Origin of the sequence: Petrotoga sp. HWHPT.55.6.3 (assembly GCF_002895495.1) — a bacterium.
GTDB lineage: Bacteria > Thermotogota > Thermotogae > Petrotogales > Petrotogaceae > Petrotoga > Petrotoga mobilis.
Genome location: NZ_AZRJ01000032.1, coordinates 24043 through 39310, shown reverse-complemented (window position 1 = coordinate 39310; position 15268 = coordinate 24043). Strand labels below are relative to the sequence as shown.

At 33.1% G+C, this 15268-nt stretch carries 14 protein-coding genes; 4 read left to right on the top strand and 10 right to left on the bottom strand.

Going from position 1 to position 15268, the window contains the following annotated elements:
* The first annotated feature begins 28 nt into the window (after positions 1-28).
* From rsgA to X926_RS10200, 4 genes are all read left to right on the top strand, one after another.
* On the top strand, positions 29-1084 hold the full coding sequence (rsgA, locus tag X926_RS08495) for a ribosome small subunit-dependent GTPase A (protein WP_103065772.1): 1056 nt from the start codon (positions 29-31) through the stop codon (positions 1082-1084).
* A gap of 37 nt (positions 1085-1121) precedes the next feature.
* The gene (locus X926_RS08490; protein ID WP_158245238.1) at positions 1122-1820 is read left to right on the top strand and encodes a PIG-L deacetylase family protein; all 699 of its coding nucleotides are present in this window, start codon (positions 1122-1124) and stop codon (positions 1818-1820) included.
* Positions 1821-1938: 118 nt separating this feature from the next.
* On the top strand, positions 1939-2169 hold the full coding sequence (locus X926_RS08485) for a transposase family protein (RefSeq protein WP_158245237.1): 231 nt from the start codon (positions 1939-1941) through the stop codon (positions 2167-2169).
* The gene (locus tag X926_RS10200) at positions 2159-2302 is read left to right on the top strand and encodes a hypothetical protein (protein ID WP_158245236.1); all 144 of its coding nucleotides are present in this window, start codon (positions 2159-2161) and stop codon (positions 2300-2302) included. Before X926_RS08485 ends, X926_RS10200 begins: the two co-directional genes overlap by 11 nt.
* A gap of 818 nt (positions 2303-3120) precedes the next feature.
* Here X926_RS10200 and X926_RS08480 read toward each other — a convergent pair.
* The 10 genes from X926_RS08480 to X926_RS08435 form a co-directional block, all read right to left on the bottom strand.
* A complete protein-coding gene (locus tag X926_RS08480) occupies positions 3121-4041 on the bottom strand; it encodes a tyrosine-type recombinase/integrase (RefSeq protein ID WP_103065769.1) in 921 nt (306 codons plus the stop codon).
* 29 nt (positions 4042-4070) lie between these two features.
* Complete coding sequence (locus X926_RS08475) at positions 4071-5804, bottom strand: phospho-sugar mutase (RefSeq protein WP_103065768.1); 1734 nt, start codon at positions 5802-5804, stop codon at positions 4071-4073.
* Positions 5805-5911: 107 nt separating this feature from the next.
* Entirely contained in the window at positions 5912-6601 is a 690-nt protein-coding gene (gene sdaAB, locus X926_RS08470; protein WP_012209547.1) for an L-serine ammonia-lyase, iron-sulfur-dependent subunit beta, read from the bottom strand.
* A 53-nt stretch (positions 6602-6654) separates the two neighbouring features.
* Complete coding sequence (gene sdaAA, locus X926_RS08465) at positions 6655-7530, bottom strand: L-serine ammonia-lyase, iron-sulfur-dependent, subunit alpha (RefSeq protein ID WP_012209546.1); 876 nt, start codon at positions 7528-7530, stop codon at positions 6655-6657.
* Positions 7531-7558: 28 nt separating this feature from the next.
* On the bottom strand, positions 7559-8731 hold the full coding sequence (locus tag X926_RS08460; RefSeq protein ID WP_012209545.1) for a MalY/PatB family protein: 1173 nt from the start codon (positions 8729-8731) through the stop codon (positions 7559-7561).
* Entirely contained in the window at positions 8728-9549 is an 822-nt protein-coding gene (locus tag X926_RS08455; RefSeq protein WP_012209544.1) for a bifunctional 5,10-methylenetetrahydrofolate dehydrogenase/5,10-methenyltetrahydrofolate cyclohydrolase, read from the bottom strand. The genes X926_RS08460 and X926_RS08455 overlap by 4 nt, the downstream gene beginning before the upstream one ends.
* Before the next feature lie 37 nt (positions 9550-9586).
* Positions 9587-11251, bottom strand: a complete 1665-nt coding sequence (locus tag X926_RS08450; protein WP_012209543.1) for a formate--tetrahydrofolate ligase — start codon at positions 11249-11251, stop codon at positions 9587-9589.
* Between the two features lie 20 nt (positions 11252-11271).
* Positions 11272-13428 carry a glycogen debranching protein GlgX gene (gene glgX, locus X926_RS08445; RefSeq protein ID WP_103065767.1) on the bottom strand — a complete coding sequence of 719 codons (2157 nt, stop codon included), beginning with the start codon at positions 13426-13428 and terminating at the stop codon, positions 11272-11274.
* A 38-nt stretch (positions 13429-13466) separates the two neighbouring features.
* On the bottom strand, positions 13467-14228 hold the full coding sequence (locus X926_RS08440; protein ID WP_103065766.1) for an ABC transporter ATP-binding protein: 762 nt from the start codon (positions 14226-14228) through the stop codon (positions 13467-13469).
* Positions 14225-15268, bottom strand: a complete 1044-nt coding sequence (locus tag X926_RS08435; RefSeq protein ID WP_103065765.1) for an iron ABC transporter permease — start codon at positions 15266-15268, stop codon at positions 14225-14227. The genes X926_RS08440 and X926_RS08435 overlap by 4 nt, the downstream gene beginning before the upstream one ends.

The following is a 15268-nucleotide window of genomic DNA, read 5'->3' as shown; positions in this document are numbered from 1 at the left end:
AATGAATTTGTAATAAGGAGGATTTTTAATGGTTGAAGAAATAATGAAGAAATATGGTTATTTTAATTTTTTTAGAGATAGTCCAATTAATGATAATATTGGTAGAATCACCTTTGTCAGTAAAGAAAATTATCTTGTTATGACACCAAAGGGTGAATTGATTGGGAAACTTAAAGGGAGATACAGCTATGAAATTGAAGATGCAAAAGAATTCCCATATGTGGGAGATTGGGTTTCTATTCAATATACAGGTAATGAAAAAGAAGTTTTAATTGATCACCTTTTTCGAAGAAAAAATAGGATCTCCAGGAAAATGAGGGGTAAACAATTTTCAGAACAAATTATTGCCTGTAACGTGGATTATATAATTTTTTGTATGTCAACTGATGAGAATTTTAGCTTACGATTATTGGAAAAATATCTATATGCTTTCTCTTGCCCAAATTCTAAGAGCCTTCTTGTGCTTACGAAGAAAGACCTTGCAGAAAATGTTGAAAAGAATATTAAAAAAATAAAGGAACTTTATCCTAATCTTGAAGTGATAGCAACAAGTATCTACGAAGATTCTAGCATAAAATTACTTCTTCCTTACTTACTTGAAGGAACTACTTCCGTAATTATAGGTTCATCCGGTGTTGGTAAATCAACCTTAATCAATCACATTGCTGGTAAAGAGATATTCAAAACAAGAGAAATTAGTAAAAAAACTCAAAGAGGCAAACATACTACAACCTTCAGAAAACTTATTTATCTCGGAGAAGGATTAGGATGTATAATAGATACCCCTGGCTTAAGTTCGGTTTCTTTATGGAGTAGTTACAATTCAAACAGCGCTTTTTCAGACATCGAAGAATTGAGTTTACATTGCAAATTTAGGAATTGCACCCACACAGTTGAAAAAGGATGTGCTGTATTAAAAGGGGTAAAAGACGGAATAATAAGTGAGGATAGATATAAAAATTTCATTAAGTTAAAACGAGAAGAGAATTTTATGAAAAGTAAGATAGACTTCAACATCAATAAGAAAAGAAATAAAGAAATAGAAGAGCGAGAAAAAATGAAAAAGAGCAAAAAGAGAAAATAAAAATTTATTCAAGCAGAGGAAAGGAGGTGACATATTTTTGATAAACATTCTTATCTTTTCTCCCCATCCAGACGATGCAGAAATTTCCATCGGTGGTTTTATTTTACTTCATGCTAATGAATATAAAATTAAAATCATCAATTTGAGTGCTGGGGAGCATTCAAGTAACGGCGATAAAATTGAAAGACTTAAAGAATCTAAATTTGTGGAAAATAGGTATAAAAATATTAGTACAAAATGTCTATTTTTTGAAGATGCTAATATTCAACATACCGTTATTGATCAACAAAAGAGAATTATTCGGATTATACGAGAGTATACTCCGGGCGTTATTTTAACTTCTCATTATACTGATGAACATCCTGACCATTTTGAGTCTTATTTGTTAGTAAAAAATGCGACATATAAGGCTGGATTAAACATATATCCTGAGCTGGGCGAACAGCATACGTGTAAATATCTCTTTTTTTATTCTCAAAACTTGTATAATGGAAAGGGATCAATGTTTATAGATATATCTTCAGTAATTGAAGAGAAATTGAATATTTTGTCTAAATATAGAAGTCAACTTATTCAAGATAATTCTCGCGTTAAGACATATTCCAACACTCGAATTTTTCAAAAAGTTCTTGCTAAAGATAAATATTGTGGATCATTAATAAATACTGATTACGCAGAAGAAATAATTTCCTATAAAAAAATTACCATAAAAAATATATTTGATATTGTTTTCTAATCTAAACAAGCTTTTATTTGCACTTACTAAACGAAAAGTGGTTCTTTCCATCAACGATTGACTTGATTAGCCTCTGGTAATATAATTGATGAAAATCACTTAAAAGAGGATGAGGGGAATGGAAGAAATAGTTAAGTTGTTGGATGAGAACTTAGAATACGTTAAACATGAGGTATCAGGAGATAGAATAACGATTTGGGTGAAATCAACTAAAAAAGAAGTAACCTGTCCGTATTGTGGGAAGCCATCCAAAAAAGTACATTCAAGGTATGAAAGAAGCTTTCAAGATTTACCGATACAAGGTAAAAAAAACAACGATAGTTGTAATAAGAAGAAAGATGTTCTGTGAAAACAAAGAGTGTAAGAAAAAGACGTTTGCTGAACCTCTTGACTTTGTGGAGCCAAAATTCAAAAGAACGAAAAGGTTGGAAAGAGATATGCAAGCGGTTAGAAATGCTATCATATATGAATACAACAATTGACTAGCAGAAGGTTCTGTGAATGAAGTAAAAGTTATCAAAAGGATAATGTATGGAAGAAACAAATTTGAGATGTTGAGACAGAAAGATCTTTTTCTTGAGGATAATGGGTAGGGTTCAACAATCAGTGGAAAGAACCAGTATGTTAGTTAGTGTAGCTTTGTGAATATATACAAAATGATATAAATATACAATGTATATAAAATGGATTCCTGGATAAAGAGGAAAAATTAAATTTTCATCTTAAATGAAGGTAAAATTTTTTATCTAACACGTCCTAAAGAAAAGGGTCTTCGTAAAACGCTTAATTTTGAGAATTAAATTTAATATATTAGTTTTCATATTTATTTAAAATTTCAAAGGCTCTCAGGCCTTCTTACAAAGAGGTAATGTGTAATTAGCATAGATAAAGGTTTTTAGAGGTTAAAATTAGTAACTTTAGATTGTTTAATTCACTATGTCGGAAAACTTAGGTTTTCCGACATTAATTTCTTTTCTATTTTTTACTAAATTACTTACTTTTTTATTTGTCAATGGAAAAATTCATATTATTAATTTATTGTTGATCCGTTTTGTTATATTTTAATTTTCAAAGATCATATATACATTATATATTTTATTATACGTCATACATAAATTATATATTAGATATATTTATATTTAATAAGAATAATCTTTTTAATAGTAAATATATTATATCACTGTAAATATTATTATACAATGTAAAGTTAAACATATAATAAACAATAAAAATATTTTTTTCTTTATTAAAAAGTTCCCCGTTAAGTTGGGGAACTTTTTGAGAGGTAACTTTGAAATTGTTATATTTGATCCAGCACTGAACTATGGCTATCAGATCTTACGTATATCCCAGTAGTTGAGATGGTTGTATGTCCAAGTATATATCGAACTTCCTCCAAATTTTTTCCCGAGTTCAAAAGCCTTTTTGCGCATGTGTGTCTTAAAGCATGAGGAGTTGCGTTAATATAATTTATATTGTTATAGCCCTTTGTTCTTAATTGATCAATTTTATTGTTGGCTTTAATAACGTAATCTTTGAATCTTCTCTCCATAGTTCTAGAAGTTATGGGGACATCGTTGTCATTTGAAAAGATATACTTCTTACCTTGAGCCCCCTTTGGGGTGTTTTTTTCTGCAAAGGTTATTAACTGTTCTGCGTATTGTTTTGAAATCTTTAGATATCTTACTCTGTTTCCTTTCCCATTTATAACAAGCTCAGCATGATCGTTGTAAAAAATAATTTGCTCTTTTTCTAACCACAAAGCCTCTGAAATTCTTAAACCTGTTTTTAATAACAATGAATAAAAAGTTTTGTCAAATTTGTCTTCAATAACCGAGAAAAAAACTTTGATTTGACTTTCTGTCAAGCCTTTGGGAACGTCACTAGGGATCTTTGCATTTGCATCCTTCCAATATTTTTTACCAGATATTTCTCCATTTTCGTATAGATAGTTCAAAAAGGATTTTAAAACAACTATCCTAAGTTTTATGGTTCTTTGTGATAGATTTGAGATCTCTTCAAGATATTTTAGAAAGCATCCTCGGGTAAGACCATAAATTTGAACAAATTTTTTATAACTGTTCAATATTTTTTTGTATTCATATATGGTTGAGTCTGCCCTTCGCTTGACGAATTTCAGATATGATAAAAATTCTTGGATATATCCTTCGATTTTGTCTTTATCTTTTATAGAGTCTGATGTATTATCTATATCCATCATAGTTTTTTCCCCCAATAAGGTGTGAAACGCTAAACAACATGTTCTATGATGCTATCAACGGTATTTTTAATCAGATCGAGTTTTGCTTTTGATTTTTCTTTTTCTTTATCGTTTGAATATATGTATATTTTAAGTTTTGGTTCTGTTCCGGAAGGCCTAATTGCATACCATGAACCATCGCTAAACCAGAATCTTAAAACATCAGAAGAAGGTATATCGGTTATATCGTTAATTTCACCTGTTGTTAAATTGTATATTTTTCTTTTTAAATAATCCGCGTATTGTTCAAGTTTGAGATCCCCCATTTCTTTGGGAAAGTTGTTTCTGAATTTCTCCATTATCCTTTTAATTCTTTCTTGGCCTTCAACTCCTTCCAGCACAAGAGAATAATTGTTTTCCAACTCGTAACCATACTCCTGATAAATATCTTCTAATACCTCAATTAAATTCTTATTTTTTTTAGAGTAGTATCCAACCATCTCTGATATAAGCATAGAAGCAATAGTTCCATCCTTATCTCTCACAAAGGTGCCGTATATATAACCAATACTTTCTTCAAAACCAAAGAGAAACTTACTCTTACCTTCTTTTTCTAATTCGTTTTCTTTTCCACAAATATTTTTAAATCCAGTAAGTGTTTCAAGAACGGATACACCATATTTTTTTGCAATCCTTTTTGTGAGATCTCCCGTAACTATCGATTTTATGATAACAGAGTTTTCTTCCAAACTACCTTTTTTACTCTTGCTTTCTAGTATGTAATTAACCAAAAGGGCTCCAACTTGGTTACCGTTTAACATTTTGTAATTGTTGCCATCTAAAATTTCTAAAGCGGTTCTATCTCCATCGGGATCATTTGCTAAAAGTAATTGGGCATTTTTTTCATAACCTAATTTTTTTGCCTCTTCAAAAGCTACTTCGTATTCTGGATTTGGGTTGGCAACGCTTTTGAAATCTGGATCGGGTAGTTCTTGTTCTTTAACTATGAATACATTTTTAAAACCTCTATCTTTAAGTACCCTTCTGACAAAATTATTTGATGTTCCATTCAAAGGTGTGTAAACTATTTTTATATTTTTATCTAAATCTTCGTCCCTTAACGCCAAACCTTCCACTCTTTGAATGTATTCTTCATCGACTTCTTTTGAAATGTATTGAAGTAAATTCTTGTTAAGCGCTTCTTCTTCGCTTATTTTTTTTATTTTACTAAAATCGTATCCTATTTTTTCGATCTTTTCTATTATTCCATTGGCAACATCATCTAATATTTGAGACCCTTGATCCCAATAAACCTTGTAACCGTTGTAATCTTTCGGATTGTGACTAGCGGTAACGACTATTCCAGCAGTAGTTTTCAGATATCTGACAGCAAAGGATAAAACGGGCGTAGGCCTAATATCGTCAAATAAGTAAGTTTTTATACCATTAGCCGCAAGGATTAATGCAGATTCTTTTGCAAACTCCTTTGAAAAGTGGCGTACGTCGTAGGCTATCACAACACCCATCTTCATCCTTTCTTCACCAAAGTCTGTTATATAATCAGCAAGGGCTTGAGATGCTCTGCCCACAGTGTATATATTCATCATATTCGAACCTATACCCAGTTTTCCTCTCAATCCAGCTGTTCCAAACTCGAGATCTTTGTAGAATCTTTCTTTTATCTCTTCAGGATTGTTTTCAATACTTTTTAATTCTTCTTTTGCTCTTTCATCAATATATGGATTATTTAACCACTCGTAGTAGATTTTTTTGTAATCTCTCAAATTTAATTTCCTCCTTAGTTTTGGGTTTTTTACTATTTTTGGAAACTGTAAAAGCAAGCATTTGACTATTTTCTAAAACTTTCAATAGTAAGACATTTAACTTTTATTTAATCATTGCTTTTACCTATTTTTGAAATGGGTACATAAATATATTTGCTAAATAAAAAAGTCTTTCCGTTTTGGATAGATTCATAGAGTTCAGAATCTAAACTTTCATTTAATTCTACTATAAGAAGAACCTCATCGTCTTCTTTGATGGTTCTCATTAAATCAATATTATGCCCTTTGGAGTACAAAGCATTGGAAATATAAGCAATCATTCCTTTTTGCTCTTTGTATCTAAAAAGTAAAGTAGGATTTTCTGCTGTAAAAATAACAGAGGTACCATTAATATTAGTGATTTCAATATTTCCCCCACCGATAGAAGAACCGATTACATAAAAATAACTTCCATCGGGGTAATGAAACTCAATTTTTACAGTATTAGGATGGACGTCTTCCAAGTTAACAGGAATAAAATTATAAGTAATTCCTACCTCTTTGGCATGTAAAAAAGAATTCTTAATGCGTAGATCACTAGGCTCAAACCCTAATATTCCTCCAACAAGAGCCTTATCGGTTCCATGGCCTTTGTAAGTAGCTGCGAAAGAACCATGAAGAAAAAAATCCACATGATGATAGCCTACCCCGGCAATCCTTCGAGCTACTAAAGCAATTCTAGCAGCACCAGCAGTATGAGAACTAGAAGGACCAATCATAACGGGACCGATTACGTCGAAAATACCGAAGTTTTTCATATGATATCCCTTTCTTTATCTCTCTGATATTATTGCAATGAAAGTAACAAAGTTTAACCATTCTTAAGCAGAGAGTTTTTTATAGCACAACCTGTTGGAGTACCTGCTATACCACCAAGCCCTGTTTCTCTTAAGCTTTCTGGAAGAGCTTTTCCTACTTTGTACATTGCTTTTACCACTTCATCAAAAGGTATTAAAGATTTTACCCCTGCAAGAGCTAAATCTGCGGCAGACAAGGCATTTATAGCTCCTGAAGCATTTCTCAGAATACATGGGAATTCTACTAAACCAGCAATGGGATCACAAACCAGCCCCATTATATTAATGAGTGCAATAGAGGCTGCATGAAAGATTTGTTCATTGTTTCCTTCTGAAGCAAACACTGCAGCTCCCGCAGCCATAGCTGCCGCTGAACCACACTCTACTTGGCATCCCCCTTCAGCACCAGAAAAGGTTGCATTTTGACCGATAACTCGTCCAATCCCCGCTGCTACAAGTAGGGCATGGATCAAATCCTCTTCATTCAAATTTAAACTTTCCTCAAGAGTCATCAAGACTGCTGGTAATATGCCAGAAGAGCCCGCAGTGGGAGCTGCTACTATTTTTCCCATAGAGGCATTGACTTCTGCGGTTGAAAGGGCCATAGCCATCGCTTTATTAGGAATAACCCCTAAAAGGGTTTTACCATCCTTTTGATAATTGTTAACCCGTTGAGCATCTCCTCCCATCATTCCTGATAAACTAGGTACCTTTTTATTCAAGGTACTTTGAGAGGAGTGCTCCATGACAGATAAAATTTCTTTCATTTGTGAAAGAATTATTTCAGGAGCTGAACCAGATGATTTGGATTCTTCTTCTATAACTACTTGATAGATTGGCTTTTTTTGCTTTTCACAAAGTTCTAATAGTTGCTTTGCAGAGTTATACATTAAATTCTCCCTTTTACTTTTTCTATTTTTATAAATTTTTAAAAGCATCGTAAATATTGTTGCATGCATCTTTTAACATAGATATGGGACATCCAATATTCATTCTAAAAAAGCCTTTACCTTCTTCTCCAAAGATGCTACCTTCTTCTAAACCAACTTTTGCTTTGTTTACGAGTATATCTTTGACTTTTTGCTCATCTCCATATGCCCTAAAATCTAACCACATTAAATATGTTCCTTCTGGTTTTTGCAATTTTACTTTAGGTAGTTTTTCATTGAAGAAATCGTACACGTAATCGATATTGGCTCTCAAGTAATTTAGTAAATCATCAAGCCAATCTTCACCTCTTTCATAAGCAACTTTAGCTGCAACCATTCCAAAGATATTTAAATTATCACTTGAAAGACTCTCAATAACATTTTTGTATTCAGTTCTTAATTGTTCATTTGGGATAACAGCAAACGAGGCTTTTAAGCCAGCTAAATTGAATGTTTTACTTGGGGCATAAAAAGTTAAAGAACCCTCTTTTATATCTTGTGAGATCGAAAATATTGGAATATGTTTGTTGGGAGAAAATACTAGATCTGAATGTATTTCGTCGGATAACAAAAGAACGTTATGTTTAATACATAATTGAACTAACTTTTCTAATTCTTCCCGTTTCCAAACTCTTCCCACTGGGTTGTGCGGATTACATAAGATGAATAATTTCGTTCTTTTGAGTGATAATTTCTTTTCTAAATCATCAAAATCCATGCTATAATTTCTGTTTTCAAATTTTAGAGAATTTTTTATTATCATTCGGCCATTGGATTTGATGATGTTATAAAAAGGATAGTAAACAGGTGTTTGAATTACAACGTTGTCTCCTGGTTTGGAGTAGGCAAGTATGGCTATTTTTAAGGCGTCAACCACACCGTCAGTAGTCACTATCCACTCTTTTTTTATCTCGATGCCATGTCTTGCCTTGATCCAATTTATAAAAGGAACAAAGTAATCTTCGTCTAACATTGGATATCCAAAAATTCCATGTTCTGCTCGTTGTTTTAATGCTTCAATTACTTCAGGTGGAGATTTAAAATCCATATCAGCTACCCACATGGGGATAACATCATCTCTACCATAAAGACTTTTGACACCGTTCCATTTTACTGACTCTGTAGATTTTCTGTCCACAATTTCGTTGAAATTATTCTTCAAAGTTGCATATCTCCCTTTTTATTGTTAGCCGCTCTAAAAACATTTCTCATTAGAATAGCTGTTGTGACGCTTCCAACACCACCGGGTACAGGTGTTAACTGGCATATTTCTGAGACATCTTTATTTACATCACCCACTATTTTTCCATCCACTACATTTATTCCCACATCGATCACGATCATTCCTTCTTTTACAAAAGTACTATCAACGAAATTAGCCTTACCTATTGCTGCAACCAAGATGTCTGCTTCTTTGGTTATCTCTTTTAAGTTCTTAGTTTTTGTATGTGTGACCGTGACAGTGGCATCCCTTCCGTGTCTTTGAAGCATTATTGCAGCGGGTTTCCCTACCGTTGTACTTCTTCCAAGGATAACGATATTTTTACCTCTAACGTCAGTTGTATCTTCTATTATTTTCACCACCGCTTCTGCTGTACAAGGTACAAACAATTCTTTTTCGTAAAACATAGAACCGATGTTATGTAAACTTACCCCTTCAACATCTTTTTCTGGATTGATATATTTTGCTATATCTAATTCAGTGTATCCTTTCTTTAAAGGTCTTGCAATAAAGATTGCATCAGTATCATCGTCTTCATTATATTTTCTTAAATCGTTAGTCAAATCATTACTTTCAACAATTTCTAAGTTGATTCCAAATTTTTTTGCATTTCTTTTTTGAGAGTTAAGATAAGATTTGGTAGATTCATCGGGTTCAACAACTAAACTTACTAATTTGGGTTCATAAGGAACTTTTTCTTTAAGTGATGATATTTCTGCCTTTATTTCATCAATAATATTGTCTACTTCAATTAACATAATGTGATACCCCCCAAATTCAATTTATTCACCGTGCTCATGACAATCCGGATATGTTTCCTTCATTGTCTATGTCCATATTCACTGCATTGGGAACCTTTGAAAGGCCAGGCATTCTCAATATATCTCCAGCCAATGCAACAATGAACCCTGCGCCCGCCGAAAGTTCAAAATCTCGTATTGTGAAAGTATAGTCCTTTGGAAATCCAAGTTTTTTAGGATCGTCGGATATAGAATACTGGGTTTTTGCTACAATTACAGGGAGATTTTCGTATCCGTATTTTTTCAAAAATTTAATTGTTGATAAGGCCTCCGAAGAATATTCAACCTTGGAAGCACGATAGATATTTTTTGCTAACTTTTCTATTTTCACTTCTAAAGGATCTTTAAAATCGTAAATACTTTTCAATTCGGATTGTTGTTCACTAACTTTTACCACTTTTTCAGCTAAGTCTATAGCACCTTCTGAACCTTTCTCAAATCCTTCGTTGACACTTACTTCTACACCTAATTTATCACAATAATCTTTTACCATATTGATTTCTTCATCCGTATCTGAGTAAAATTTATTTAAAGAAACAACCACAGGAATATTGTACTTTTTTAGGTTTTCAACGTGAACCTGTAAGTTAGGCAATCCTTTTTCTAAACTTTCAAGGTTTGGCGTATTCAAATCCTTTAAGTTTTGTCCCCCATGGTATTTTAAAGCCCGTATTGTAGCTACCAAAACCGTAGCTGATGGTTTTAAGCCAAAAGTTGGAGAAACAAAATCATAGAATTTTTCTCCTCCCAAATCAGAACCAAAACCTGTTTCGGTTACAACGTAATCAGAAAGCTTCAAGGCAAGTTTTGTTGCTAAAATAGAATTGGTTCCATGAGCGATATTTGCAAAAGGCCCACCATGAACAAAGGCAGGTGTATTTTCAATTGTTTGAACTAAATTAGGATTAATTGCGTCTTTTAAGAGTACAGAAAGAGCCCCAGTGATTTCTAAATCTTTTACAGTTACTGGTTCTCCCTTTTTATTTTTAGCAACTACTATATTAGATAATTTTTTCTTTAAGTCTTCCAAATTTTCTATCAAACATAGTATTGCCATTATTTCTGAAGCAGCGGTGATTATAAAACCGTCTTGTCTGGGATAACCGTTTTTCTTTCCACCCAACGCAACTATTATTTCTCTCAAAGCCCTATCGTTCATGTCCATAGTTCGAGGCCAAGAGACTTGGGTTGAATCTATATCATATTTATTGTACTTTATGTAATCATCTAAAATTGCTGATATTAGGTTATGGGCTGAGGTAACGGCATGAATGTCTCCTGTGAAATGTAAGTTTATGTCTTCCATAGGAAGTACTTGAGAGTAGCCTCCACCTGCTGCTCCCCCTTTTATACCCATTACTGGACCCAAAGAAGGTTCTCTTAGAGTTACTATTGACCTTTTGTGGATTTTGTTTAAAGCCATGGATAGTGAAATACTTGTTGTAGTTTTTCCTTCACCAGCAGGCGTTGGAGTAATAGCAGTTACCATTACTAAATTACCGTCATTTTTGAAGTTAAGTTCATTCAAATATTTGTGGGAAACTTTGGCAATGTTCTTTCCGTAAAGATTGTAGTACTCCTCTGGAATATCCAGCTCGTTTGCGATTAAATCAATTTTTTTTAGCTTTGCAGATCTTGCAATTTCGATATCAGAAAGCATTGTAAAACTCCTCCTTTTTATTATTTTGAAATTAAAACTATTGAGCTTCTTGAATTTACTGTATAGTGATTATCTTGAATTATAGCAGGTTCTAAGAGGAAATCTTGGGGTGATTCTTGAGAGGTATCTACTACCCTATACCATTTTTTCCCGTTCGGTAATTTTGGAATTTCAAATTGTAAATCCTTTATGAAAGCATTTAAGGCTACGTATATATCACTGTCTTTTTCTTTACATCCTTGAATATAGTCATCGCCACTTATCATGAACGCTAGACTGTGAGAATAATATCCAAAATCAGGTTTGAATGGTTTGACTCCATGCCAAGTTATGTCTGCTATGCCATCACCACTTAGATCTCTTCCCGTAAAAAATCTGTCTCTTCTAAGTGCACAATGAACTTTTCTAAAATGGATCATATTTTTTGTAAAATTAAAAATGTCATTGAATTTCGCTTTTCTACTCCAGTCCACCCATGAAATGTGGTTATCCTGACAGTAAGCGTTGTTGTTACCAAATTGAGTTCTACAGAATTCGTCACCCATTAAAATCATAGGTAACCCTTGTGATACCATTAATATAGTTATGAAATTTTTAATTTGTTGTTTTCTGAGTTTTATTATATTTTCGTCGTTAGTCTCTCCTTCAACCCCGTAATTGAAACTATAATTGGCGTCAGTTCCATCACGGTTATTTTCCCCGTTAGCATCATTGTGCTTGTTGTTGTAAGAAACTAAATCCCACATAGTAAATCCATCGTGAGAAGTAATAAAATTAACGCTATTGTAAGGCTTTCTGCCTCTTTTTTCAAAAAGATCTGGGCTTCCAGCTATTCTTGTTGCTAAATCTGAAACTACACCATTATCGCCTTTAACAAATCTTCTCACTGTGTCTCTGAACTTTCCATTCCATTCTGCCCATCCAGTGGGAAAATCACCAACGTAGTATCCTCCAGCGGCATCCCAACCTTCTGCTATGAGTTTGGTTCCAGCCAAAATAGGGTCATCAGCAATGTCTTTTAATAGAGACAGATCGCCAATCCAATTTCCTTTTGAATCTCTTCCTAAAATAGAAGCTAGATCGAATCTAAAACCATCTACATGCATCTCGGAAACCCAATACCTCAAACTATCCAAAATCATTTGTTTTACAACATAATGACTAGAATTAATAGTGTTTCCAGTTCCTGAAAAATTTTCATAATATCTTGGGTTATCTTTTTTTAATAGATAATAAACAGAGTTTTCTAATCCTCTAAAATTGAGAGTTGGTCCCAATTCGTTTCCTTCTGCTGTGTGATTAAAGACAACATCTAATATCACTTCTATTCCATTTTTGTGTAATTCAAAAACTAAATCCTGGAACTGGATTATTTCCTCCCCAATTTTTACACCATATCTGTAATTACTCGTTACAGAAAAAAAGTTTACCGGATTATAACCCCATACATTTTTTAATTTTTCACCAGTTATAGTATTCACTTTGGGATTATCGTTCAAAGGAAAAGCAAAGATGGGCATCAGTTCAACGGCGTTTACTCCTAAACCTTTTAAATAATTTATTTTTTCAGCGATTCCCTTATAAGTTCCTCGATGTTCTACATTAGAATTTGGATTTATTGTGTAAAGTCTGACATGAAGTTCATAAATAATCATATCGTTTAGTGGATGACGTGGATTTTCATCATTTTTCCAGTTATAGCCGCGGCTATCCCAAATAAAAGATTTCACTTGAGACTTTGCAGAATCCAAAGTAGAAAAACTTAGGTCTTTTTTAGGATCATTTTTGTCATAACCGAAAATGGATTCTTCCGAAAAATCTAAACTTCCTCCAATTACTTTAGCATACGGATCTAAGAGTAATTTGTTTTTGTTGAATCTAAACCCTTCCTCTGGATTGTAAGGTCCGTCAATACGCCAACCATAGGACATACCTGCTCTTGCTTGTTCAACAAAAACGTGCCAAATATTGCCTGTTCTATTTTCTTTTTTATCGAGAACATATTTAAAAGTTGGTTCTTCATCATAGTAATTTTCATATATCTCTAAAGTAACTGATGTTCCGTTTCTCGTGAAAACACCAAAATTAACTCCTCCTCTATCTATAGACGTACCTAAGACTGGAAATCCCTTGCTTACTTTAAATTGTGCTTTTTCCTTTATTTTCGTTTCTTCCATAATTTCACCTTCTAAAGCTATAAACTTTTAATATTTTATTAGTTTATGTATATTATGCTTACGTCTTTCACCTTGTTCATCGAAACCGGTACGTCGTAGAGGATTTGTAAATTTTGTGAGTTCATCACTTCGGTTTTTTCACCGCTGCAAATTACTTCACCATTTTTTACCATTATTATTCTATCACAGAATCTTAAAGCAAGATTAGGATCATGAAGTGCTGTAATAACCCCTTTTCCGTTTTCACTCAATTTTTTTAATTCTTTCATCAATAGATGTTGATTCTTAAAATCCAAATGAGACGTAGGTTCATCCATGATCAAGTAATCTGTATTTTGCATCAAAGCTCGTGCAATTAGCACCAACTGTTTCTCTCCACCGCTCAATTGGTTATAATTCTTTTCAGCAAGGTGTTGAATATTAAAAAATTTTAATTTTGAATATGCCAAACTATAGTCTTTTTTTGTAGGCATCCTTCCAAAAGAAAGATAAGGAGTAATTCCCATGGCTACTATATCTATCACAAGGTATGAAAATACGGCAGAATGTTCCTGAGGAACTACACTTATAAGTTTTGCAATTTCTTTATATCTTAGATCTTTGATATTAAAATTTTCTAGGTATATTTTTCCAGTTTTTGGTTTCAATGTGCCGTTTAAACATTTTAGTATAGTTGATTTACCTGAACCATTGGGCCCTAACAAAGCAATTAGTTCACCTTTATTCAAAGTAAAACTGATATTTTTAATCGTGTCTCCAACAGTGTCGTAAGAAAAAGATATATTATTAACAGATATCATTGATTCCACCCACTTTCTCTTCTCCTCAATAAAAGATAAACGAAAAACGGTGCACCTATAAATGCGGTAACAATACTTATAGGGATTTCTGCGGGTGTGATTGTTCTGGCGATGTCGTCCATAATTAACAGAAGCACAGAACCCAAGATACACGTTGCAGGAAGCATGTATCTATGGTTTGCACCTATTATATACCTCGCAATATGCGGAGTAATCAATCCAATCCAGCTTACTTGACCAGCAACAGCCACTGTAGGAGCAACCATAACGGTACTTACAATGATCAATAAAATCCTCATTCTTCGTACATTTATTCCCATTGATAAGGCTTCTTCTTCTCCCATAGACATAACGTTCAAATACCATCTTAAAATAAGAAGAATTATTATCCCTGGAAGAATTGTAAATAATGAAATATATACTTCTCTCCAACCTGCCCTGTTGAAACTCCCCATTAGCCAAAATACTATATTTGGTAACTTTTCATAAGGATCTGCTAAGTATTGTACTAAAGAGACACAGGCGTTGAAGAAAGAGGTTACAGCCATTCCTGCCAAAACAAGGACGGTAACCCCTTTTACTTTACTCCAAACAGAAATGAAAAAAGTAAAAAGAACGGCAACTAGCCCTAAAACAAAAGATAATAAGTATGTACCAATTAAAGACTCTTCACTGATCAGGATAGATAAAGCTACTCCAAATGCTGATCCCGCTGATACGCCAAGTATTGATGGAGAGGCTAATGGATTTCTAAAAACGCTTTGATATGTTGCACCAGTTATAGACAGAACCGAACCCACAAACATTACCAATATAATTCTCGGCAAACGAATATGAAAGAAAACTAACCAATCGTTACTACTTTGAACATCATTACGTAAGAGTAAGTTTTTTATAGTGTTGGTAATTTCAACGATCGAGATTTTGTATCTTCCAACAAAAAGTGAAATAACAAAAACCAATAACAGAATTAATAAAAGATAGAGAAGTGTTCTTTTTTGATGTTGACCTAGAGTTTGGTTTTTATTTTGAATGTGCAT

Bases quoted from the DNA above. Each gene is read 5' to 3' on its own strand.
- rsgA (WP_103065772.1), top strand. From the start codon at position 29: ATGGTTGAAGAAATAATGAAGAAATATGGTTATTTTAATTTTTTTAGA.
- X926_RS08485 (WP_158245237.1), top strand. From the start codon at position 1,939: ATGGAAGAAATAGTTAAGTTGTTGGATGAGAACTTAGAATACGTTAAA.
- X926_RS10200 (WP_158245236.1), top strand. From the start codon at position 2,159: ATGTTCTGTGAAAACAAAGAGTGTAAGAAAAAGACGTTTGCTGAACCT.
- X926_RS08480 (WP_103065769.1), bottom strand. From the start codon at position 4,041: ATGATGGATATAGATAATACATCAGACTCTATAAAAGATAAAGACAAA.
- sdaAB (WP_012209547.1), bottom strand. From the start codon at position 6,601: ATGAAAAACTTCGGTATTTTCGACGTAATCGGTCCCGTTATGATTGGT.
- sdaAA (WP_012209546.1), bottom strand. From the start codon at position 7,530: ATGTATAACTCTGCAAAGCAACTATTAGAACTTTGTGAAAAGCAAAAA.
- X926_RS08455 (WP_012209544.1), bottom strand. From the start codon at position 9,549: ATGTTAATTGAAGTAGACAATATTATTGATGAAATAAAGGCAGAAATA.
- X926_RS08450 (WP_012209543.1), bottom strand. From the start codon at position 11,251: ATGCTTTCTGATATCGAAATTGCAAGATCTGCAAAGCTAAAAAAAATT.
- glgX (WP_103065767.1), bottom strand. From the start codon at position 13,428: ATGGAAGAAACGAAAATAAAGGAAAAAGCACAATTTAAAGTAAGCAAG.
- X926_RS08440 (WP_103065766.1), bottom strand. From the start codon at position 14,228: ATGATATCTGTTAATAATATATCTTTTTCTTACGACACTGTTGGAGAC.
- X926_RS08435 (WP_103065765.1), bottom strand. From the start codon at position 15,268: ATGCACATTCAAAATAAAAACCAAACTCTAGGTCAACATCAAAAAAGA.